Source organism: Pseudogemmobacter faecipullorum, from assembly GCF_020539525.1.
GTDB lineage: Bacteria > Pseudomonadota > Alphaproteobacteria > Rhodobacterales > Rhodobacteraceae > Pseudogemmobacter > Pseudogemmobacter faecipullorum.
The window spans coordinates 339,003-359,540 of sequence record NZ_JACDXX010000002.1 but is presented as its reverse complement, the minus strand read 5'-3'; the positions used below and the strand labels follow the sequence as shown (position 1 = coordinate 359,540).

17 protein-coding genes, 2 tRNA genes and 1 pseudogene are annotated in these 20,538 nt (G+C 62.8%); 16 read left to right on the top strand and 4 right to left on the bottom strand.

Going from position 1 to position 20,538, the window contains the following annotated elements; translation table 11 throughout:
* Positions 1-741 precede the first annotated feature (741 nt).
* The 3 genes from H0485_RS03575 to H0485_RS03565 all read right to left on the bottom strand — a co-directional run bounded on the left by H0485_RS03575 (position 742) and on the right by H0485_RS03565 (position 2,472).
* A tRNA-Arg gene (locus H0485_RS03575) sits at positions 742-818 on the bottom strand.
* Between the two features lie 88 nt (positions 819-906).
* Positions 907-983, bottom strand: a tRNA-Arg gene (locus H0485_RS03570).
* A 58-nt stretch (positions 984-1,041) separates the two neighbouring features.
* Positions 1,042-2,472, bottom strand: coding sequence for a sensor histidine kinase (locus H0485_RS03565; protein WP_226933982.1), 1,431 nt, complete (start codon positions 2,470-2,472; stop codon positions 1,042-1,044).
* 464 nt (positions 2,473-2,936) lie between these two features.
* Here H0485_RS03565 and rpmH point away from each other — a divergent pair, with 464 nt between their 5' ends.
* The 11 genes and pseudogenes from rpmH to H0485_RS03510 all read left to right on the top strand — a co-directional run bounded on the left by rpmH (position 2,937) and on the right by H0485_RS03510 (position 13,539).
* Positions 2,937-3,071: a 50S ribosomal protein L34 gene (rpmH, locus tag H0485_RS03560; RefSeq protein ID WP_226933981.1), complete on the top strand. Its 135-nt coding sequence runs from the start codon at positions 2,937-2,939 to the stop codon at positions 3,069-3,071.
* Between the two features lie 53 nt (positions 3,072-3,124).
* Positions 3,125-3,667 (top strand): ribonuclease P protein component, encoded by a 543-nt coding sequence (gene rnpA, locus H0485_RS03555; RefSeq protein WP_226933980.1) that lies wholly within the window; start codon positions 3,125-3,127, stop codon positions 3,665-3,667.
* On the top strand, positions 3,664-3,960 hold the full coding sequence (yidD, locus tag H0485_RS03550) for a membrane protein insertion efficiency factor YidD (protein WP_226933979.1): 297 nt from the start codon (positions 3,664-3,666) through the stop codon (positions 3,958-3,960). The genes rnpA and yidD overlap by 4 nt, the downstream gene beginning before the upstream one ends.
* Positions 3,957-4,313, top strand: a complete 357-nt coding sequence (locus H0485_RS03545; protein ID WP_354002431.1) for a fluoride efflux transporter FluC — start codon at positions 3,957-3,959, stop codon at positions 4,311-4,313. The genes yidD and H0485_RS03545 overlap by 4 nt, the downstream gene beginning before the upstream one ends.
* Positions 4,310-5,362: an RluA family pseudouridine synthase gene (locus H0485_RS03540; RefSeq protein WP_226933978.1), complete on the top strand. Its 1,053-nt coding sequence runs from the start codon at positions 4,310-4,312 to the stop codon at positions 5,360-5,362. The genes H0485_RS03545 and H0485_RS03540 overlap by 4 nt, the downstream gene beginning before the upstream one ends.
* Position 5,363: 1 nt before the next feature.
* On the top strand, positions 5,364-6,071 hold the full coding sequence (locus H0485_RS03535; protein ID WP_226933977.1) for an ATP12 family chaperone protein: 708 nt from the start codon (positions 5,364-5,366) through the stop codon (positions 6,069-6,071).
* Between the two features lie 265 nt (positions 6,072-6,336).
* A complete protein-coding gene (locus H0485_RS03530; protein ID WP_226933976.1) occupies positions 6,337-7,353 on the top strand; it encodes an amino acid ABC transporter substrate-binding protein in 1,017 nt (338 codons plus the stop codon).
* 166 nt (positions 7,354-7,519) lie between these two features.
* On the top strand, positions 7,520-9,127 hold the full coding sequence (locus H0485_RS03525) for an amino acid ABC transporter permease (protein WP_226933975.1): 1,608 nt from the start codon (positions 7,520-7,522) through the stop codon (positions 9,125-9,127).
* Between the two features lie 808 nt (positions 9,128-9,935).
* Positions 9,936-10,952: pseudogene (locus H0485_RS03520) on the top strand (amino acid ABC transporter permease); the annotation flags it as partial.
* Between the two features lie 50 nt (positions 10,953-11,002).
* On the top strand, positions 11,003-11,752 hold the full coding sequence (locus tag H0485_RS03515; RefSeq protein ID WP_226934000.1) for an amino acid ABC transporter ATP-binding protein: 750 nt from the start codon (positions 11,003-11,005) through the stop codon (positions 11,750-11,752).
* Positions 11,753-11,916: 164 nt separating this feature from the next.
* Positions 11,917-13,539 carry a GMC family oxidoreductase gene (locus H0485_RS03510; RefSeq protein ID WP_226933974.1) on the top strand — a complete coding sequence of 541 codons (1,623 nt, stop codon included), beginning with the start codon at positions 11,917-11,919 and terminating at the stop codon, positions 13,537-13,539.
* Here the strand turns inward: H0485_RS03510 and pdxR are convergent.
* The gene (pdxR, locus tag H0485_RS03505) at positions 13,530-15,050 is read right to left on the bottom strand and encodes a MocR-like pyridoxine biosynthesis transcription factor PdxR (protein ID WP_226933973.1); all 1,521 of its coding nucleotides are present in this window, start codon (positions 15,048-15,050) and stop codon (positions 13,530-13,532) included. The two genes, H0485_RS03510 and pdxR, sit on opposite strands and share 10 nt — an antisense overlap.
* Before the next feature lie 157 nt (positions 15,051-15,207).
* Between pdxR and H0485_RS03500 the strand changes: the two genes are divergently transcribed.
* The 5 genes from H0485_RS03500 to H0485_RS03480 all read left to right on the top strand — a co-directional run bounded on the left by H0485_RS03500 (position 15,208) and on the right by H0485_RS03480 (position 20,470).
* Positions 15,208-16,347, top strand: a complete 1,140-nt coding sequence (locus H0485_RS03500) for a mandelate racemase/muconate lactonizing enzyme family protein (protein WP_226933972.1) — start codon at positions 15,208-15,210, stop codon at positions 16,345-16,347.
* 155 nt (positions 16,348-16,502) lie between these two features.
* On the top strand, positions 16,503-17,570 hold the full coding sequence (locus tag H0485_RS03495) for an extracellular solute-binding protein (protein ID WP_226933971.1): 1,068 nt from the start codon (positions 16,503-16,505) through the stop codon (positions 17,568-17,570).
* Between the two features lie 88 nt (positions 17,571-17,658).
* Positions 17,659-18,729, top strand: coding sequence for an ABC transporter ATP-binding protein (locus H0485_RS03490; RefSeq protein WP_226933970.1), 1,071 nt, complete (start codon positions 17,659-17,661; stop codon positions 18,727-18,729).
* Positions 18,730-18,732: 3 nt separating this feature from the next.
* On the top strand, positions 18,733-19,602 hold the full coding sequence (locus H0485_RS03485; protein WP_226933969.1) for an ABC transporter permease: 870 nt from the start codon (positions 18,733-18,735) through the stop codon (positions 19,600-19,602).
* A gap of 4 nt (positions 19,603-19,606) precedes the next feature.
* Positions 19,607-20,470 carry an ABC transporter permease gene (locus tag H0485_RS03480; RefSeq protein ID WP_226933968.1) on the top strand — a complete coding sequence of 288 codons (864 nt, stop codon included), beginning with the start codon at positions 19,607-19,609 and terminating at the stop codon, positions 20,468-20,470.
* The last annotated feature ends 68 nt before the right edge of the window (positions 20,471-20,538 follow it).

Here is a 20,538-nt window from a genome sequence, read left to right as displayed (position 1 = left end):
CAGATCTTCAGGCCGCTTACAGTCCTTCAGCAACTCGTCCAGCAGTTCGTTGGAAATCGTCATCGTCCTTGCTCCTCTCAGGAAGCATGGACCCAATCAGCCATACACAGAAGACCTGACACTCTCCTAGGGATCGCGCTTTTGCTGTTCATTGGCCTCACGATTCTGCTGGCGAATGAAACCTGGCGGCGCGCCTGTCACGGCCTCCCAATCAGGAAACAGCGGCGCACTGCCTGAAACCGGGTGGGGACAGTCGGAAACCCACGCACAGGCGTGGATCAAGGTTAGTAATTGACAGCCGCCGCACTCGACCGGGCCTTGCCCGGCTCACACCGCGTCTGACGACTTTTCATACTCTTAGGACCGCCCAACATCCCTGCCGATGCCGGTCAATCGGCAAGCGCCGCCAAGGCGGCGTGATGGGAGGCCCCGTGTCCTCGGCTGCGCCTGCGGACCGCGCCAAGGCCACCCATCACCATTGACAGTCATCGTCAGGGCCGTGGGTCGGGCTTCGCCCTCCGCCCACTCTGTTCCGTCCGAATACATGCGTATTCGGTCAGATCAGATTGCCGGAGGCGCTGCCCGAGAGGCGGTAAAGGCGAAAACCCGAGCCGTCAGAATGAAACCCAGAGGCCCGCAGCCTGATCGCGGCTGAACAGAAGGCCAGACATGCCAAACCACGCCACGAGGCAATTTCGTGACGCAAAAGGCAGTTTTGCTTGAAGTTTACAAGGGGGAAAGTGGCGGACCCAGAGCGATTCGAACGCCCGACCCTCAGATTCGTAGTCTGATGCTCTATCCAGCTGAGCTATGGGTCCGCAATCTGCGAGCAAATTCATATCGGCAGGGTGTCACGGCTTAGCCTGTCACTTCTATCAATATGCTTAAATCTCGCAAAAGATTTAATGGCGGACCCAGAGCGATTCGAACGCCCGACCCTCAGATTCGTAGTCTGATGCTCTATCCAGCTGAGCTATGGGTCCACTGTGAGCGGGGTATCTAGAGATGGTGGGGGGGAGTTGCAAGAGGAAAAATGCAATCTCATTCAATCAATTGCAGATCAGCATTCAGGCCAAGCTTCGGAAGGTGAAGCATAAACTCGGTTCCCTCAGGATCTGAACGTAAAAGTTCAAGTTTCCCGCCATGGCCGCGGATCAGCTCGGCCGAGATTGCAAGGCCCAGACCCGTGCCCCCTTTGCGCACCCCGCCCTGGAAAGCCGCGAAGAGATGTTCGCGCGCGCGCGGCGGCAGCCCCGGCCCGGTATCGCCGACGCGAATCCACCAGTCCTGCTCGGTTTCTCCGGCCGAAAGCTCAACCACGCCGGGCTGGGCGGTGGCGGTGATCGCCTGCACGGCATTACGCACCAGATTCGACAGCACACGGTAGAGCTGCTCGCGATCGGCCCGGATCATCAGATTGGGCGCAATGTCCGAGAGAACCGAAACCAGCGCATCCGCAGCCGTATCCGGGTTCTCTTGTGGCTCGCGGCCAGAGGCGGCACGGATGGCATTCAGGGCCAGCCCCTCGCCCTCGGCCACCTCGGCCACCAGCGCCGCCAGCGCGAAGCGGGTCAGCTGCGGCGGCGCCTCCTCGGCCTTGCCAAAGGCCAGGGTCGCCTCACAAAGACTGACGGCGCGGCTGATCGAATTCACCAGCTTCGGCACCGAACGCGCCACCGCCGGATCGGCACTGCCCTCAATTCGGTCGGCAAACAGCTGTGCCGTCGTCAGGATATTGCGCAGATCATGGCTGATCTTCGCCACGGCCCCGCCCAGCTGCGCCAGGCGCTCTTTCTGGCGCAGTGCCCCGGTCAGCTGGCGCTGCATGGCCGCCATCATCTCTTCGGCCTCGCGCAATTCCTCTACCCTGGCCGAGGGCTCGATCACGGTGCGCGCATCCTCGGGGGCCTCGGCATAGGCCTTCATATGCACGATTACCCGGCGGATCGGCGTCAGGATCAGCCGCCGCGCGGCAAGAAACAGCAAAACCGCCATCACCGCCGCCATCAACGTGGCGAGGCTGAACAGCCGCCAGAGATAGGTGAGCATCGCCTCGCGCAGCGGGGCCTCGGGCATGGTGATCTCGATCAGCTGCCCGCCCTCCTGCACCGGATTGCCGATCACCCGCACCACCCGGTGCCCGCTGTGGCTGAGGGTGCCAACGGCATCGCGGATCAGCTGCCAGGGCCCGGCCAGACGCAGATCGTAATCCACCGCCACCGGCGTCGGCACCGGCGAGGACAGCACCAGCTGGCGCATCTCATCGCGCCGCAGAACCACGTTATAGACCCCGGCATTGGCCAGAAGCTCGCGCTCCAGCTCCGGGCTGACCCCGGTGTCCGAGGCCAGCTGGGTCAGCGCCGCGATCTGCGCCTGGCTCAGCCGTTCGATCAGGTAATCGGCACGGTAGCGCGCCATTGAGGGGATGATGACCAGCGCCTCGGCCAGCAGCACGAAGCCGATGATAAGCATGAGGAAGCGGCCGGATAAACTCCGCACAAACCGCCTGCGCCCCCGAGCCTCGCTCACCCCTGCCGTCCTTTGTCCCAATGTACCGCGCGCCATCAGCCCGGCCTGCACATTTACACTTCACCCGCTTTGCGACAGATTTAGCAAAGCTGGCCTCTGAATGACAGTATGACACAGAAGTTTCCGTCCGTTCCCTGAAGGCCGGACAGGCTGGTAAATCTGTGCCGGCGCTGCCCCGCCCGCGATACCATCCGGCGGGGGAAGTTTTCGCAAGCCCCGCGCCATCCGTTGACTTGGACAGGCTGCCCCCCTATAGGGCAGGCCTCACGCCCCCGATATGGCGAATCCTCTGGCTTTCGGGCGCTCCCTCGCGGGGGTGATTCACCATAATAAGAAAGCGGCCTTCGGGCCGGACAAAAAGTGAAGGCCAACCGGCCCTTTGTGAAACGAATAGAAGGAGTGTCGCCATGAAGCGCACGTACCAGCCGTCCAAACTCGTCCGCGCCCGCCGTCACGGCTTCCGCGCCCGCATGGCCACCAAAGGCGGCCGTCTGGTTCTGGCAGCCCGCCGCGCCAAGGGCCGCAAGTCGCTCTCGGCTTGATTTTGGTCTGATCAACCGCCCCTGCTGAGATGCAGCGGCCGGAGGATGATGCGATGACACCGCCGGAGGCACAGGGCATGAGGCAGATCGCCGGAACGCCCGCTGCGCCTCCGGCGGTTTCCGTTTTGCCGGGCCAGACTGACGTGACCGAGATCTCTGCAACTGAGACGCCCGCCACCGCCCCGCGCGGTTACAGGATGGTCGTGATCCCGCTGCGCGCCGATTTTCTGCGTGCCGCCTCGGCCAGACGCCAGGGCACCGGCTCTTTCCTGCTGCAGGCGCGCGACCGGCGCGATGGCGACAGCCAGACCCGGATCGGCTTTACCGCCTCGAAGAAAATCGGCAATTCGGTGGCCCGCAACCGGGCCAGACGCCGGATGCGCGAAGTGGCGCGGGCCATTCTGCCCGGGCTGGGACGCCCGGGCTGGGATTATGTTCTGGTGGCGCGCCCCGGCGCGACCATCAGCCGTGATTACCAGGATCTGCTGGCCGATCTGACCCAGGCCTTTGCCTCGGTGCACCGCGAAAGGCCGCCACGGGCAGAAAAGCCCCGGGAGGCCAGACCATCCGAGGAGCGGCAGGAGGGCGAAAAGTGAGCCCGCTTGCCAGGCTGATCGCTTTGCCGGTCCATGCCTACCGGCTGCTGCTCAGCCCCTGGATTGGCCATGGCTGCCGCTTTCAGCCCAGCTGCTCGGCCTATGCGCTTGAGGCCCTGTCACGCCATGGCGGGCTGAAAGGATTTTATCTGACCACCCACCGGCTCTGCCGCTGCCATCCCTGGGGCGGAGAGGGCTATGATCCGGTGCCGGGCGCTGACCCGGAACATGACGCAATGTTGCAAAAGGGAAAGCAACCCGCAGAAAAGCCGCTGAAGAAAGGGGGCGAATGATGCAATTTTCTATGCTCGTACCCGTCGCTCTCGGCGGGGCCTGTGGTGCGGTCCTGCGCCATCTTGCCGTGATGGCACTCGGCGGCCCCTGGGCAGTGGCAGCGGTAAACGTGCTGGGCTCTTTCCTGATCGGGCTGGCCTGGGTGGCCCTTGCCGGGCGCGATATGACCAGTGCTCTGCTGATCACCGGCCTGCTCGGCGGTTTCACCACCTTCTCGGCCTTCTCGCTCGATACAGTGAAACTGATCGGGGCGGGCCGCCTCGCCGAGGCCGCCCTCTATGTGCTGGTCTCGGTTTTCCTCTCTCTCGCTGCCGTCGCCCTCGGCACCACAATCGCAAGGAGCCTCGCATGAGCGCTGTGCAGCTGATCCAGGTCACCGAAGACGAAGGCGAAATGCGCCTTGACCGCTGGCTGAAAAAACATTTCCCGCAACTGACCCAGGGCCAGATCGAAAAGCTCTGCCGCACCGGCCAGATCCGCATCGATGGCGGCCGCGCCAAAGCGGCCGACCGGATCGCCCCGGGTGAAACCGTACGCGTGCCGCCGATCACCGAAGGCGCGCCGCCGGTGCGCGAAACCACCCGTGGCATCTCTCCTGCCGATGCGGCAATGATCCAGAGCTGCGTGCTGTGGAAAGATGAGCATATCATCGTTTTGAACAAGCCGCCGGGCCTGCCCTCGCAGGGCGGATCGGGCCAGGGCGACCGCCATGTCGACGGCCTGACCGAGGCGCTGAAATTTGGCTATAAAGACCGCCCGAAACTGGTGCACCGCCTTGATAAGGATACCTCCGGCATCCTGCTGCTGGCCCGCACCGACCGGGTGGCACGCGCTTTGTCCGAAGCCCTGCGTCACCGCCTGACCCGTAAGATCTACTGGGCCGTGGTGGCCGGTGTGCCTAACCCGCGCCAGGGCTCGATCAAATTCCATCTGATGAAAGCCCCGGGCCGTGGCCGTGGCGGCGAGGGCGAGAAGATGATCTGTGTGCATCCCGCCAAAGCTGCAGACTATCCCGATGCCAAGCGCAGCCAGTCGGATTACTTCACCTTGTGGTTCCTCGGCACCCGCCTCTCCTGGATGGCGCTGGAGCCGGTGACCGGTCGTACCCATCAGCTGCGTGCCCATATGGCCGAGATCGGCCATCCGATCATCGGTGACGGCAAATATGGCGGCAGCGATGCCGAGAACCAGGGCGATGGCTGGGGTGCGGGGATGGGCGGCGATCTGTCGCGCAAACTGCATCTGCATGCCCGTTCGATCGGTTTCGAACATCCGATCACCAAAAAAGAGATGACCTTCACCGCGCCGCTGCCCGACCATATGAAGCGCACCTGGAAATCGCTGGACTGGAAAGAAGACGACGTGCCGGCCGATCCCTTCAAAACCTTCGGGGGGCGCTGATATGTCGGACTGGGCCCCGAAACGGTTCTGGAAAGAAACCATCGTCACCGAGGCAGGCGAGGGCTTCACCCTCCATCTCGACGGGCGCCCGGTCCGCACGCCGCTGAAAGCGCCGCTCGTGGTGCCGACAAGGGCCATGGCAGAGCTGCTGGCCGAGGAATGGGAGGCCCAGCAAGGGAAGATCAATCCCGAAACCATGCCCGCCACCCGCAGCGCCAATTCGGCGATTGATAAGCTGAGCCTGCAGCAGACCGAGGTTGCCGAAATGCTGGCGGCCTACGGCGGCACCGATCTGCTGTGCTACCGGGCCGAGCGCCCCCTGGCCCTGGTGCAGCGCCAGGCCGCGGCCTGGGATCCGGTGCTCGACTGGGCCGCCAGGACCTGGAAGGCGCCGCTGGTCGTGACCGCCGGTGTCCTGCCGGTGGATCAGCCCGCCGCCAGCCTTGCGGCGCTGAAGGCCAGGGTTATGCGCCTCGATACATTCGAGCTGGCAGCATTTCATGACCTGGTGGCGATCTCCGGCTCGCTGCTGCTCGCCCTCGCCCTGATCGAGGGGGAAATTGACGTCGCGGCAGCCTGGGAGGCCTCGCGTGTCGATGAAACCTGGCAGAATGAGCAATGGGGCGAGGATGAGGATGCCGCAAGGATCGAGGCCGGAAAACGCCGCGACTTTGAACATGCCTACCGATTCTACGGATTGTGCCGGTAACAATTCCCGTCCTTTTTCTCTTTTTGGCTGCCCGTGCAGCAGAACCGCTTTTTAACGCCCTGAAAAAAAGCGTTTTTCCTGCTTTTCTGGTGAGCCTATTGACCGAAATATAATCTTGCTCTGAAACTGAGGTGACCGGGCACCCGAATGAACCGGCAAATGCCTGAGGCTGATGGCCCGCCGCGTTAGGGACTGACCAGCCCCGAGGCTGACAACAAGACCCGACCGGCCCCTCCGGCGGGACACAGCTCAGGAAGAGGTCATTATGAAAAAATCCGTATTCGTCGGGGCATTGGCGGCCAGCACATTTCTGGCCGGCACCGCCTTTGCCGCAACGCTTGAGGATGTGAAAGCGCGCGGCGAACTGATCTGCGGCGTCAATGTGGGGCTGACCGGCTTCGGCATGGCCGATGCCAATGGCACCTGGGTCGGCTTTGATGTCGATCTGTGCCGCGCGGTGGCCGCTGCGGTGCTCGGCGATCCGACAAAGGTGAAATTTGTCCCCACCACCGGCGAGACCCGCTTCACCGCCCTTGCTTCGGGGGAGGTTGACCTGCTGGTGCGCAACTCGACCGCCACCTTCTCGCGCGATGTCGACCTGAAGTTCGATTTCGTCGCCATCAATTATTATGATGGCCAGGGCTTCATGGTCAAAAAAGAGCTGGGGGTTTCTTCGGCCAAAGAGCTCGACGGCGCCACGGTCTGCATCCAGACCGGCACCACGACCGAGCTGAACCTCGCCGATTTCTTCAAAGCCAATAACATGTCCTACACGCCCGTCACCGTGCAGGATGACAGCGAGGCGCAGCGCCAGTATCTGGCCGGGGCCTGTGATGCCTATACCACCGATGCCTCGGGTCTGGCCTCGGGCCGTGCCACCATGGCCGATGCCGAGAACCATATCATCCTGCCCGAAATCATCTCGAAAGAGCCGCTCGGGCCGGCAGTCCGTCATGGCGATAACGTCTGGGGCGATATCGTGCGCTGGACCTTCAATGCCCTGCTGATCGCCGAGGAAAAAGGCATCACCAAAGCCAATATCGAAGAGGTTGCCTCTTCCTCGACCGATCCGGAAGTGCGCCGTCTGCTCGGACTTGAGGGCGAGCTGGGGCCGATGTTCGGCCTCGACACCGGCTTTGCCAAAGCCGCTATCGCAGCGGGCGGGAATTATAGCGAGATCTTTGAGGCCAATATCGGCTCGGCCACCCCGATTGGTCTGGCGCGCGGCCTGAACGCGCTCTGGACCCAGGGCGGGCTGCAATACGCCTGGCCGATGCGCTGATCTGCAACAGGCGCGTCCGGGAAACCGGGCGCGCCTTCTTCGTTCTCAGTTTTCAATCCGACATGTCAGACCGACCATCGTCTCCTGTGGCCGCGCTTCACCTGCCGCGCCATGGGCCTGGAAAGGTTTAGCCTTTTCACAGCGGATCTGACCGGGGGGGGATATAATGGCATTTGCCACAACACCAGCAGAGCCTGGCGGCGGTTTCCGCCCTTCGATGCTGATCTATGACACCCGGTTCCGCTCGGTCACCCTCCAGGTGGTGGCGCTGGTGCTGTTTTTGCTGCTGCTGGGCTGGCTGGCCGATAATGTCATCTCCAACCTCGCCGCCAAAGGCAAAGACATCAATTTCGGCTTTCTCTGGGTGCGCGCCGGCTATGATATCGAGCAGACGCTGATCCCCTATACCAATGACAGCCCGCATGGCCGGGCGGTGATCATCGGCCTGCTGAACACGCTGGTGATCGCCTTCCTTGGCTGTATCCTCGCTACGCTGCTGGGCATTATCGTCGGCGTGCTGCGGCTGTCGAACAACTGGCTGATCGCGCGGCTGATGACGGTCTATGTCGAGATGTTCCGCAATATTCCGGTGCTGCTGTGGATCCTGCTGGTCTTTGTGGTGATTTCGGAAACCATGCCCGCGCCGAATGAGTTCAAGGTCACCCAGGCCATGCTCGACAGTCGCCTGGCGCTGGAGGGGCTGGAAGCGCGGGCCGGGACCGGTTTTTTCCAGAGCCTCGCCTCGGTGCAGATTTTCTCAATGCCCTTTCTGTTCTGGCTGATCGGACTGGCCGGGCTTTGCCTTGCCGGCTGGCAGTTTGCCCGCGCCCGCAGCCATAACACCGGCATAGCGATCGCCGGGCTGCTGCTGCCCGCCCTGCTCTGGCTGATGCTGGGCGCGACGCTGTTTCGCCCCTATCTGATCGCCCCGCCTGTGCCCGATGCGGCGCTGGAGGCCATCGGCCCGACCGAACCCGCCGCCTCACTTTTGTTGTTTGACACCATCGCCCTGACCAATCGCGGCACCAATATCCCCGCGCCGCTGCTCGCCCGCCCGCTGGGCGAGAGCACGCTTTTCGCCGACAGCGCCTTTGCCGCCCTGCCTGTCAACTGGTCGCTGGTCGCGGTTCTGGCGGTTCTGGCCCTTTCCATTGCCGCCGACCGCCGCCTGCGCCGCCGTGCCAGAGCGATACAGGAAGAAACCGGCAAGCGCCCCGCCACCTGGTGGGCCAGCTTGGCCATCCTGTTTCTGCCGGTGATCATGCTGCTCTGGGCGCTTGGTCTTTCCTGGGAATTGCCGCATTTCCCGGTCAATGAGCAAGGCGTCAGCCAGGGCTTCAACCTGAAGGGCGGCATCCAGGTGATGCATTCCTTCACCGCTTTGCTGATCGCGCTCTCGCTCTATACCTCGGCCTTCATCGCCGAGATCGTGCGGGCGGGCATTCAGGCCGTCTCGGGCGGGCAGAGCGAGGCGGCTGCAGCCCTTGGCCTGCGCCCGGGCCGGACGATGAAACTGGTGATCCTGCCCCAGGCCCTGCGCGTCATCATCCCGCCGCTGATCTCGCAATGGCTGAACCTGACCAAGAACACCTCGCTGGGGATTGCGGTCAGCTATCTTGATCTGCGCGGCACTCTGGGGGGCATCACCCTCAATCAGACCGGGCGCGAGCTGGAATGTATGCTGCTGATGATGCTGATCTATCTGACCATCAGCCTGATCATTTCGGCGGGGATGAACCTGTTCAACCGGGCCGTCCGGCTGAAGGAGCGCTGAGATGACACAGAGCCATTCCGACCCCTTCACCCGCGCCAGCATGCTGCCGCCCCAGGCCCCGCCCCGGCGCGATAGCGGCCTGTTGCGCTGGCTGCGGCTGAACCTGTTCTCGGGTCCGCTGAACACGCTCCTTTCAGTCGCCGGTCTGGTGATCGTGCTGGCGCTGGCCTCGCAGGCCCTGCCCTGGTGGCTGCACTCGGTCTGGAACGCGAATTCACTGGGGGAATGCCGCGAGATTATCGCTGCCATGGGCGGCGAGAGCGGGGCCTGCTGGGCGATGATTAAGGCGCGCTGGCATCAGTATATGTTCGGCTTCTACCCCCAGGCGCATTACTGGCGGCCGGTGCTGACCGGCGGACTGCTGCTCGCAGCCCTGGCGCCGGTGCTGTTTAACCATGACGGCAAGGCGCGCTGGCTGCTGGGGCTGACCCTGATCTTCACCCTCGCCGCGCTTTACGCCGTTGGCTCTCCTGGCATCGTGCTGCTGGCAACCCTGGCGATCTTTGCGCTGCTGCTGCTGGCCGCCAGCCTCCGCCCTGGTCTTTTATGGATCACCACCGGGCTTTTCCCCTTCATCAGCATCTGGCTGATCTGGGGCGGCTCGTTCTGGCAGCCGGTGACGCAGCTGCTGGCGGTTCTGCTCGGCTATGGCCTGGCCGGGCTTTACTATCGCAACCAGGCCAAGGCGCTGAATGAGGTCTTTGCCCTGATCATCGCCCTCGCCACAGCCTGGCTTGCCGCCGGTATCATCAGCTATTCCGACAGTATTTCCGGTGATTTCTTCGCCCGGATGAACACCGGAAGCCTCTGGCCGGGCTTTCTCGCCGGCAGCGGGCTGATCGGGCAACTGATCGGCTGGATCCTTTCGGCGCTGCTCTGGCTGGCGCTGATCCTGATCTGGGCCCTGCTCGGGCTGATGCATGTGATCAGTGCGGTGCTGAACTTCAGCCTCGCCAGCCTGTTCACCATGGCCGGTGCCACGCCCTTTGCCTATGCCGACCGGCTCAGCCTCGGCGCGATTGCCATTTTCGCTTTGGTCTATATTGCAGCGCGCAACCGTTCGGCGGTGATCGGGCTGATCGGCGGGCTGATCGGCGGCGGTTTCTGCCTGCTCTATCTGGCGCCAAAACTGGTGCCCCTCCTCGCCGCAGCCCTGCCGCTGGCCATTCCGGCGGTGGCCTCGGATCAGATCGGGGGCTTTCTGCTGGCGATCATCATCGGCGTTACCGCCATCGCCTCCTCGCTGCCGCTCGGGATCATGCTCGCGCTCGGGCGGCGCTCGGATATGTTCCTGATGCGGATACTCTCGGTCGGTTTTATCGAATTTATCCGCGGCGTGCCGCTGATCACTCTCCTGTTCACCGCCTCGCTGCTGCTGCAGTATTTCCTGCCGCCGCAGACCAGTTTCGATCTGATCCTGCGGGTGATCATCCTCGCCTCGCTCTTTGCCGCCGCCTATCTGGCCGAGGTGATCCGGGGCGGGCTTGCCGCTTTGCCGCGCGGCCAGTTTGAGGCCGGAGACAGTCTCGGGCTGACCTACTGGCAGGCGCAGCGGCTGATTGTCATGCCCCAGGCGCTGAAGATCTCGATCCCCGGCATCGTCTCGACCTTCATCGGCCTGTTCAAAGACACCACCCTCGTCAGCTTCGTCGGCCTGCTCGACCCGCTGCGCGGCGTCACCACCTCAGTGCGGGCCGATATCAACTGGAAGGGCATCTACTGGGAGCCCTATATCTTCGTCGGCGCCATTTTCTTCGTCATATGCTTCGGCATGTCCCGTTATTCGATCTGGCTTGAGCGCAGGCTGAAAACCGATCACCGCTGAGGAGTATTCCGATGACTGAGGTACAGACAAAAGCCGGGGCTCAGGCAAAGATGCAGGTCTCGGATGAGGTCGCGATCGACATCCGCAATATGAACAAATGGTACGGCTCGTTTCATGTGCTGCGCGATGTCAATATGACAGTGATGCGCGGCGAGCGGATCGTGATCTGCGGCCCCTCCGGCTCGGGCAAATCAACGCTGATCCGCTGTATCAACCGGCTCGAGGAGCATCAGTCCGGCCAGATCATCATCGATGGCACCGAGCTTACCAATGATCTCAAAAACATCGATAAAGTACGCTCGGAAGTGGGGATGGTGTTTCAGCATTTCAACCTGTTTCCGCATCTGACCATTCTGGAAAACTGCACTCTCGCGCCGATCTGGGTCCGCAAAATCCCGAAAAAACAGGCCGAGGAAACCGCGATGCATTTCCTGACCAAGGTGAAGATCCCGGATCAGGCGCTGAAATATCCCGGCCAGCTTTCGGGCGGTCAGCAGCAGCGCGTTGCCATTGCCCGCTCGCTTTGCATGCGCCCGCGCATCATGTTGTTTGACGAGCCGACCTCGGCGCTCGACCCCGAGATGATCAAGGAGGTGCTCGATACGATGATCGAACTGGCCGAAGAGGGCATGACCATGCTCTGCGTCACCCATGAGATGGGCTTTGCCCAGGCGGTGGCCAACCGCGTCATCTTCATGGATCAGGGCCAGATCGTCGAGCAGAATGAGCCGAAGGAATTCTTCAGCAATCCGCAATCCGAACGCACCCGGCTGTTCCTGAGCCAGATCCTCGGCCATTGAGGGTTTCGCCCTCCCGGCCGGGCGGTGCCGGAAGGGCCACCCCGGCCAGAAGCTCCTGTTCCGGGCCCTGGCGCGCCTGAGTGGTCGCCTGCTCTCATCGCAATGGCCTTTTGTCCCCGGCCCCGGCTCGGCTAGAAGCAGCAGAACAGGGGCCGGAGGCAGGCGTGGCAGAATACGATTTCATCATCATCGGCGCAGGCTCGGCGGGCTGCGTGCTGGCCGATCAGCTCAGCGCCTCGGGCCGCTATAAAGTCCTGCTGCTCGAAGCGGGCGGCTCGGACCGGCGCTTCATGATCCGCATGCCGATCGGCTATGGCCACAGCTTCTGGAACCCAAAGGTCAACTGGCGCTTCATGACCGGCCCGCAAGAGGCCCTGGCGGGACGCGAGAGCTACTGGCCGCGCGGTAAGGTGCTGGGCGGCTCCTCCTCGATCAATGCCATGGTCTGGGTGCGCGGCCAGGACAATGATTTTGAGGACTGGCGCGCGCATGGCAATCCGGGCTGGGGCCCGGAGGATGTCGCGCCGCATTTCGAGGCCATCGAGACCTTTACCCGCGGCGCCGAACCCGGGCGGGGCACCAAAGGGCCGGTCAGGGTCAGCGATATGGCCAGAGGCGTGCATCCTTTGTCGCATGACTGGCTCAGCGCGGCAGAGCAGGCCGGCTTTGCCCGCACCCCCGATTATAATGGCGAAAACCGCGAGGGCGTCTCGATCTATCAGATCTCGGCCGATAAGGGGCAGCGCTCTTCCTCGGCCACGGCTTTCCTGCATCCGGCGATGAAACGCGCCAATCTGCGGGTCGAAACCCATGCCTTCGCCCATCGCCTGCTGATCGAGGAAGGCCGCGCTGTCGGCGTTGAATACCGCCAGCATGGCCAGATGAAAACTGCCCGCGCCCGGGCCGAGGTGGTGCTTGCCGCAGGCGCCGTGCTCTCGCCGGTCCTGCTGCAGCATTCGGGCATCGGCCCCGGCGCATTGCTGCAGGCCCAGGGCAAAACGGTCCTGCACCACATGCCCGCTGTCGGGGAAAACCTCCAGGATCATCTCGGCATCGACTATCTGTTCCGCTCGCGGGTGCCGACGCTGAACAGCCAGCTGCGCCCCTGGCTCGGGCGGATGATGCTGGGGCTGCGCTATGTGCTGCGCCGTGACGGGCCTTTGTCGCTTTCGGTCAATCAGGCCGGGGGCTTTGTCCGCTCACGCGAGGGGCTGTCGCGCGTCGATCAGCAGCTGTATTTCTCGCCGGTTTCCTATTCGAAACCCACGCCCGGCAAGCGCCGCCTCACCCTGCCCGACCCTTTCCCCGGCTTTTTCATCGGGGTACAGCCCTGCCGCCCGGAAAGCCGGGGCCGCATCGCCATCGCCTCGCCCGATCCCGAGGCCGCGCCGCTGATCGAGCCGAATTATTTCTCGCATCCCCGCGATATGGAGGAGATGCTCGATGCGGTGCGGCTGATCCGCCACATCTCCCGCCAGCCCGCGATTGCGCGCTATATCGAGACCGAAATGGCACCCGGGGCGGCGCTGGAAGATCACGATACCGAGGCGCTGATCGCCGATATCCGGGCGCGCTCGGGCAGCGTGTTCCATGCCTGCGGCACCTGCCGCATGGGTCCCGATGACGGGGCGAATGTGGTCGACCACCGGCTGCGGCTGCATGGGCTGCGGGGGCTGCGGGTGGCCGATGCCTCGGCCTTCCCCAATGTCACCTCCGGCAATATCAATGCCCCGGTGATCATGCTGGCGCATCGCGCGGCGCAGATGATCCTTGAGGATCAGGGCTGAAGGCAGGAGCGCAGCACCCGGGCAAGATCGGCCACGCCGCGCTCAATGGCGGCGGGCGGGATCGCCGTCACCCCCAGCACGAGGCCGCCGCCATTCTGCGGATCCGGCCCGGCGCTGCTGAAAGAGCCAAGGCCCGAGACCACCAGCCCCGCCGCGCGGGCGGCCTTCAGCACCTCAGTCTCGCGCAGCCTGGTATCGGCAAAGCGGCCGAGGATATGGAACCCGGCCTGGCTGCGGCTGCAATCGAGCAATCCCGTCAGATGTTCGGCTGCCGCCCGGTGGAAAGCCGCATGGCGCAGGGCGTAGATCTCGCGCATCCGGCGCAGATGGGTGGCGAAATGCCCCTCTTCGATAAAGGCGGCCAGCACCGCCTGAACCTCGGTCGAGACGCCTTGCAAAAAGGCGCGGCTGATCGCGGCAAAAACCGGCACCAGCGGGCGCGGCGCAATGTAGAACCCCAGCCGCAAAGCCGGAAACAGGCTTTTTGAGAAGGTTCCGACATAGATCACCCGGCCCGCCCGGTCGCCACTGACCAGCGTCGGCAGCGGCCGGCCGTCATAGCGAAACTCGCCGTCGTAATCATCCTCGATGATCCAGGCCCCGGCCTGGCCTGCCGCGGCCAGCAAAGCCTCGCGCCGCGCCAGGCTCATCTCGGCCCCGGTCGGATGCTGATGCGAGGGGGTGACAAAGGCGAGGCGGAAATCCGGCGCGCGCGCCAGAGCCTGCGCCACATTCAGCCCCTCGCCATCCACCGGCACCGGCACCAGCCGCGCCCCGGTGGCGGTCAGACTGTTGCGCGCCCCGATTGCGCCGGGATCCTCAAACCAGACTTTATCGCCAGGGTTCAGCAGCACCCGCCCGATCAGATCAAAAGCCTGCTGCGCCCCGGCGGTGATGAAAATCTGATCCTCGTCACAGCTGATGCCGCGATTGGCGCGCAGATGACCGGCAATGGCCCGGCGCAGCCGCGCATCGCCCTCGGGATCGCCATAGCCCAGCACCACCTCGCGGGTGCCGCGCCAGTGCCGTGCCGTCAGCCGGGCCCAGATGGCCAGCGGAAAACTGTCATAATCGGGCATGCCAGTCACGAAAGCCCGGGGCTTTTGCGGATGGGGCAGCCGGGGCACAAAGCGCCCCGAGGCCGCCAGAATCGCCTGCGAGACGCTGGCACCGGCCGGTTCTGTATCACTTGCATCGCCGCTCTCTGCCGCGCGCAGGCTGGCCTGCGGGCGCTGACTGGCCGCCTGGTCTGACACATAAGAGCCCGAGCCGGTCCTGGCCTCGATCAGCCCTTCTGAGAGCAGCCGCTCATAAACCGCAATCGCCGTGGTGCGCGACACCCCCAGTTCGGTGGCAAGGGTCCGGCTCGAGGGCAGGCGTCGCCCCGGGCTCAGCGCCCCTTCGGCGATCAGATCACGGATCGCGCCATAAAGCTGGGTGGTGACCGAGACCGGCAGAGCACGGTCAACGCGCAATCCGAATAACAGCTCGCCCGATGAGCGTTTGACCATTCTGCCCTCCCCGTTCCTGCAGCCCGGGGCGCAGGATCTCCGGATACCGTTAAACCGGATCCTGTGTTTTTCGAAAGTGGACCTTATGAGAGCCGCCCGGCTGTTACAATCTTTGCGAAGACATACCGCCCTGACCAGGGCAAGCCCAGGACCTGCCGTGAAAATCACCCGTATTGAAACCTTTACCAATCGCTATATCGGCTTCACCCGCGTCACAGATGCGGAGGGGCGGCAGGGCTGGGGCCAGGTCTCGACCTATAATTCCGATATCACCTCGCAGGTGCTGCACCGGCAGATCGCACCGCATGTGCTGGGGGTGGAGTTTGAGGATCTCGACGCGCTGACCGATAAGGTGATCGAGCGCGAGCATAAATTCCCCGGCTCCTATATGAAACGCGCCATTGGCGGCCTGGATACCGCGATCTGGGATCTGCGCGGCAAGATCGCCGGCCTGCCGGTCTGTTCGCTGATCGGCGGCACGCCGGGCAAATTGCGGGCCTATGCCTCGTCGATGAAACGCGAGATCACCCCCGCAGCCGAGGCCGAAAGATTCCGCCGCCTGCAGGGCGAATTTGGCTATGATGCCTTTAAATTCCGCATCGCCGCCGAATATGGCCATGATACCGATGAATGGCCGGGCCGCACCGAAGAAATCATTCCGACGATCCGCCGCGCCCTTGGCGCCGATGCCGCTTTGCTGGTCGATGCCAATAGCGGCTTCTCGCCGAAACGCGCCATCCAGGTCGCGGATCTGCTGCTGGAACATGGCATTGAGCATTTTGAGGAGCCCTGCCTCTACTGGGAGCTGGAGCAGACCCGCGAAGTGCGCGAGGCGCTGGAAGGTAAGCCGATTGCCGTGACCGGCGGCGAGCAGGACTGCGAAATTCCGACCTGGCGGCATATGATCGATATGCGCGCGGTCGATGTGGTCCAGCCCGATATCCTTTATCTCGGCGGTATCTCCCGCACCCTGCGCGTCTGCCATCTGGCCGCGGCCGCGGGCCTGCCGATCACCCCCCATGCCGCCAATCAGGGCCTGGTCACCTTGTTCACCATGCATCTTCTGCGCGCGCTTGGCGGGCCGGTGACAGGCACACCGGGCAGCGCCGGGAAATATCTCGAATTCTCGATTGAAGAGGCGGATTACTACCCCTGGCAATACGGGCTCTACCGCGAGGATCCCTACCGGGTTGAGGGCGGCGAGGTCACCGTCACCGATGCGCCGGGCTGGGGTGTCGAGATCTGCCCGGAATGGCTGGCGAAAAGCGAATACCAGCTCTCCGAGCTGCCGGGGTAAACCGGCCAGGGACTCTAACGCCACGCAAGAAAAGAATAAAAAGAGCGTTTGATCAAAATAAATCTGTTACGATACCAACGTCTGGCGTCATATAAGACTTTCATAGACTGAGCGAGCCGGGCGGCGACAGCCCGGCCATTCATAGGGAGAAGACCATGGCTGTAAAAGGCATTCTGACGGCAACCCTCTGCGCCGCCGCGCTGTTTGCGGGCGGGGCACAGGCCGAAACCCTGCGCCTGCTGACCTGGGGCGGCTATGCCCCGGAAGAGGTGATCGACCTCTTCGAGGCGGAATATCCCGATATTGATGTCGAGGTCACCCTCTCGAACAATGAGGAAATGATCTCGAAACTGCGCGCCACCGGTGGTGCAGGCTTCGACCTCGCCCAGCCCAGCCATGACCGGATCTTCTCGGCCCAGCAGGAATTCGGCATCTATAAGCCGCTTGACCTGAGCCAGATCGAAACCGGCAAAATGCAGGCCAATCTGCTCGAGGCGGTCAAGGCCAATACCTCGATTGACGGCAATGTTTACGCCGTGCCGCATCAGTGGGGCACCACCGGCCTCGTGGTCGACAAGACCGCAGCGCCGGATGTGAAAGACTGGGCCGACCTGTGCAAAGAGGAATATAAAGGCCGCACCTCGATGCGCCTGCGCCGCACCATCCTGCTCGGCATGGGCTATTCGCTCGGCTATGACCCCTTCGCCCTCTATGCGGATGTTCCGGCCTATACCGCGATGCTGGAAAAAGTCGCCGAGAAGATGATTGAGTGCAAAGCCAATCTGAAAACCTTCTGGGCCGGTGGCGATGAGCTTTCGGCGATGATGCTCTCGGGCGAGGTTGTGGCGTCGGAAAGCTGGGATTCGACCGCGTTCAAACTGTACGCCGAGAATAACAACCTCGTTTACGTCCCCCCGGCCACCGGCGCGCTGACCTGGATCGACACTTTCGTCATCCCGGCCAAGGGCGAGGCCGATGATGCGGCCTATAAGTGGATCAACTTCGTTCTGCGTCCGGAAATCGTCACCATCATGTCGGATTCGACCGGCGCGATTGCGGCGGTTGAAGGCGGGATTGATCTGCTGCCGGAAGAGAAAAAGGCCGCGGTGAAACTCGCCTTCGACGATGCGGCGATCGCCAATATGAAGTTCTTCGCCAATATTCCGGCAGGTCTGGAAGATATCGAAGGCAAAGTGCTCGAGCGGATCAAAGCTGCTCAGTAACCCCGCCTGACCCGGCTGCCCGCGAGGGGTCGCTCTGACCTCTGGCGGGCAGTTCCTTTCTGCCCTCTCCTTGCCGGAAGCCTGCGCCATGCATGATCTAGAATGCGTCAATCTCACCAAACGCTTTGGCAGCCACACGGCCGTCAATGACGTGTCTTTCTCAGTGCCTCGCGGCTCATTCTTCTCGATCCTCGGCCCCTCAGGCTGCGGCAAGACCACGCTGATGCGGATGATTGCCGGATTTGAGCAGCCCTCTTCGGGCGATATCCGGATCAAGGGCAGATCGGTGCTGGATGTGGCGCCGAACAAGCGCTCGGTGAAGATGGTGTTCCAGCATCTGGCCTTGTTCCCGATGATGAATGTCGGCGAGAATATTGCCTATGGGCTGAAATGCCAGGGCGAGAACCGCACCGATATTGAGCGCAAGGTGAAGGATGTGCTGGCGCGGGTCGGTCTGCCTGGCGTCGCCGAAAAAGAGGTTTCCCAGCTTTCGGGCGGCCAGAAACAGCGCATCGCCATCGCGCGCTGCATGGTGCTGGAGCCGGATGTGCTGCTGCTCGATGAGCCGCTTGGCGCGCTGGATCTGAAGCTGCGCGAGCAGATGAAAATTGAGCTGAAGCTGCTGCAGAACCAGTTCAACACCACTTTCCTCTATATCACCCATGATCAGTCCGAAGCGCTGATCATGTCGGATAATGTCGCGGTGATGAATGCGGGAAGGTTCGAACAGATCGGCAGCCCGCAGGATCTGTATAATGCACCCGCCACCGGCTTTGTCGCGGGCTTTGTCGGCGATGCCAATCGCTGGCCGGGCCGGGTAACGCGCGCTGCCGGGCGCGAGGCCATGGTTGCGCTTGAGGACGGTACCGAGAGCCTCGCCACCCAGGGCCATCCGCTGAATGAGGGCGACCGGATTGAGCTTTTCCTGCGTCCCGAAGCCATTTCCCTGTCCCCGATTGAGGGCGCGAACCAGATCTCGGGCCAGGTGGACAGCCTGTTGTTCAACGGCGCCAACAGCCGGGTGCTGGTGCGTGCCGGCGCGCGGCGCATTGAGGTCACCCAAGGGGTGATGGATGCCACCAACCCGATTAAGGCCGGGGATCATGTCACGCTTTACTGGCGGCGCGAACATGCGCTGGCCTTCCCGGCATCGGTGTAAGCCATGGCGAAATCCGACGCCGGTAAACTGTCGCTGATCCTGCTTTTCGCGCCTTTTGCGCTCTGGATCCTTCTGCTGATCATCCTGCCGCAGATCGGCATCGGCTATCTGTCGCTGCAGGAAAAACACGGGCCGAATAACTATACATTCGGCTTTAAGAACTATCTCGATTTCTTCCGCGAGCCGATCTACTGGAACACGCTGCTGCGCACCGCCTGGATCTCGGTTCTGGTCACGGTGCTGGCTTTGCTGCTTGGGTTTCCGGTGGCCTATTACATCGCGAAAATCGCGCAGAAACGCTCGCGCGCGGCTTTGTTCCTGATGTGCCTGATCCCGCTGTGGGTCTCGGACCTGGTGCGCGCCTTCGGCTGGATCCTGCTCCTGCGGGAAACCGGTCTGGTCTCGGGCCTGCTGCAATCGGCGGGCCTGACCTCCGGCCCGGTTGAGCTGCTCTATAACGACGTTACCGTGGTCATTGGCATGGTCTATACCGTGGTGCTGTTCATGATCGTGCCGCTGGTCTCGACCCTCGACGGCATGGATAATTCCATGCTGGAGGCGGGCTATAATCTTGGCGGCAGCCGGATCACCGTCTTCCGCCGCATCGTCATCCCCTATGCCATGCCCGGCATTGTCGCCGGCTGTATCATCACCTTCATGCTGGCCGCAGGCTCCTATCTGACGCCGATCCTGCTCGGGGGCAAAAACTCTATGTGGTTCACCGAACAGATCTATGAGCAGTTCGTGACCCGGTTTAACTGGGAATCCGGCGCAACCTTCGGGGTCCTGCTGCTGGTCTTCACCTCGGCCGCCGTCTGGCTGGGGCTGCGCCTGACCGGGCAGAGCCTTGCCTCCACTGTAGCGAAGGAGTGAGCCCATGAACGTCGCTGCCCCCCGCTCGGCGCTGATGCGCGGTGTCTATACCGGCTATATGCTGATGTTCTTCTTCTATCTCGTGGCGCCGCTGATCGCGGCCGGGATCTTTGCCTTCAATGACAGCCAGTTCCCGGCCCTGCCGTGGAAAGGCTTTACCCTTGGCTGGTTCTTTGGCGATGAAAAGCCGGTGATCGGCATGTTCAATGACCGCCGCCTGATGCGCGGGCTGATGAACTCGGCCTATATCGGCGTGATCGTCTCGGCGCTGTCGGTCTTTGTCGGCACCTGCAACGCCTTCCTGTTTGAGCGTAAAAACTTCCCCTTTAAGAGCCTGCTCTATGTGCTGATGATCCTGCCGCTGGTGATCCCGGGCGTGATCGTCGGCATCTCGATCCTGGTGTTTGCCTCGATGGTCGCCAATGGTGTTTCCGCCACGACCGGCATGGACTGGGGCTTCCTGCGCCCGGGCACATTGCTGGTGATCTTTGGTCAGTTCTCTTTCCTCGTCACCATCACCACCCTGGTGATCGCGGCGCGGCTGCGCAAATTTGACCTGGCCCTGGAAGAGGCGGCGCTGAATCTCGGGGCCTCGCGGCTGCGGGTGCTGATGACGGTCACCCTGCCCTATCTGATGCCGGCGCTGTTCTCGGCCTTTGTGGTGGCCTTCCTGGTCTCGTTTGAGAATTTCAACACCACGCTGATGCTGGTCGGCTCGGATGCGCCGCTGACCATCACCATGTATGACCGCATGGTCAAATCCGGTTCGACCCCGGTGCTGAACGCGGTCTCGGTCTTCCTGATGGTCGGCTCGGGTCTGCTGGCGCTGCTCTCGGTCCTGGTCCAGCGCGAGAAAAAGGGCAGCTGATCCGGGAAAACGAAACGGCAAAAGCAAAAGGCGGGTCGCTCTGACCCGCCTTTTGTCATTCTGTGGCC

What these genes read in the sequence shown, in the direction of transcription:
- H0485_RS03565 (WP_226933982.1), bottom strand. Translation starts at nt 2,472, where the DNA reads ATGCTTATCATCGGCTTCGTGCTGCTGGCCGAGGCGCTGGTCATCATC.
- rpmH (WP_226933981.1), top strand. Translation starts at nt 2,937, where the DNA reads ATGAAGCGCACGTACCAGCCGTCCAAACTCGTCCGCGCCCGCCGTCAC.
- rnpA (WP_226933980.1), top strand. Translation starts at nt 3,125, where the DNA reads ATGACACCGCCGGAGGCACAGGGCATGAGGCAGATCGCCGGAACGCCC.
- H0485_RS03545 (WP_354002431.1), top strand. Translation starts at nt 3,957, where the DNA reads ATGATGCAATTTTCTATGCTCGTACCCGTCGCTCTCGGCGGGGCCTGT.
- H0485_RS03540 (WP_226933978.1), top strand. Translation starts at nt 4,310, where the DNA reads ATGAGCGCTGTGCAGCTGATCCAGGTCACCGAAGACGAAGGCGAAATG.
- H0485_RS03535 (WP_226933977.1), top strand. Translation starts at nt 5,364, where the DNA reads ATGTCGGACTGGGCCCCGAAACGGTTCTGGAAAGAAACCATCGTCACC.
- H0485_RS03530 (WP_226933976.1), top strand. Translation starts at nt 6,337, where the DNA reads ATGAAAAAATCCGTATTCGTCGGGGCATTGGCGGCCAGCACATTTCTG.
- H0485_RS03525 (WP_226933975.1), top strand. Translation starts at nt 7,520, where the DNA reads ATGGCATTTGCCACAACACCAGCAGAGCCTGGCGGCGGTTTCCGCCCT.
- H0485_RS03515 (WP_226934000.1), top strand. Translation starts at nt 11,003, where the DNA reads ATGCAGGTCTCGGATGAGGTCGCGATCGACATCCGCAATATGAACAAA.
- pdxR (WP_226933973.1), bottom strand. Translation starts at nt 15,050, where the DNA reads ATGGTCAAACGCTCATCGGGCGAGCTGTTATTCGGATTGCGCGTTGAC.
- H0485_RS03495 (WP_226933971.1), top strand. Translation starts at nt 16,503, where the DNA reads ATGGCTGTAAAAGGCATTCTGACGGCAACCCTCTGCGCCGCCGCGCTG.
- H0485_RS03490 (WP_226933970.1), top strand. Translation starts at nt 17,659, where the DNA reads ATGCATGATCTAGAATGCGTCAATCTCACCAAACGCTTTGGCAGCCAC.
- H0485_RS03485 (WP_226933969.1), top strand. Translation starts at nt 18,733, where the DNA reads ATGGCGAAATCCGACGCCGGTAAACTGTCGCTGATCCTGCTTTTCGCG.
- H0485_RS03480 (WP_226933968.1), top strand. Translation starts at nt 19,607, where the DNA reads ATGAACGTCGCTGCCCCCCGCTCGGCGCTGATGCGCGGTGTCTATACC.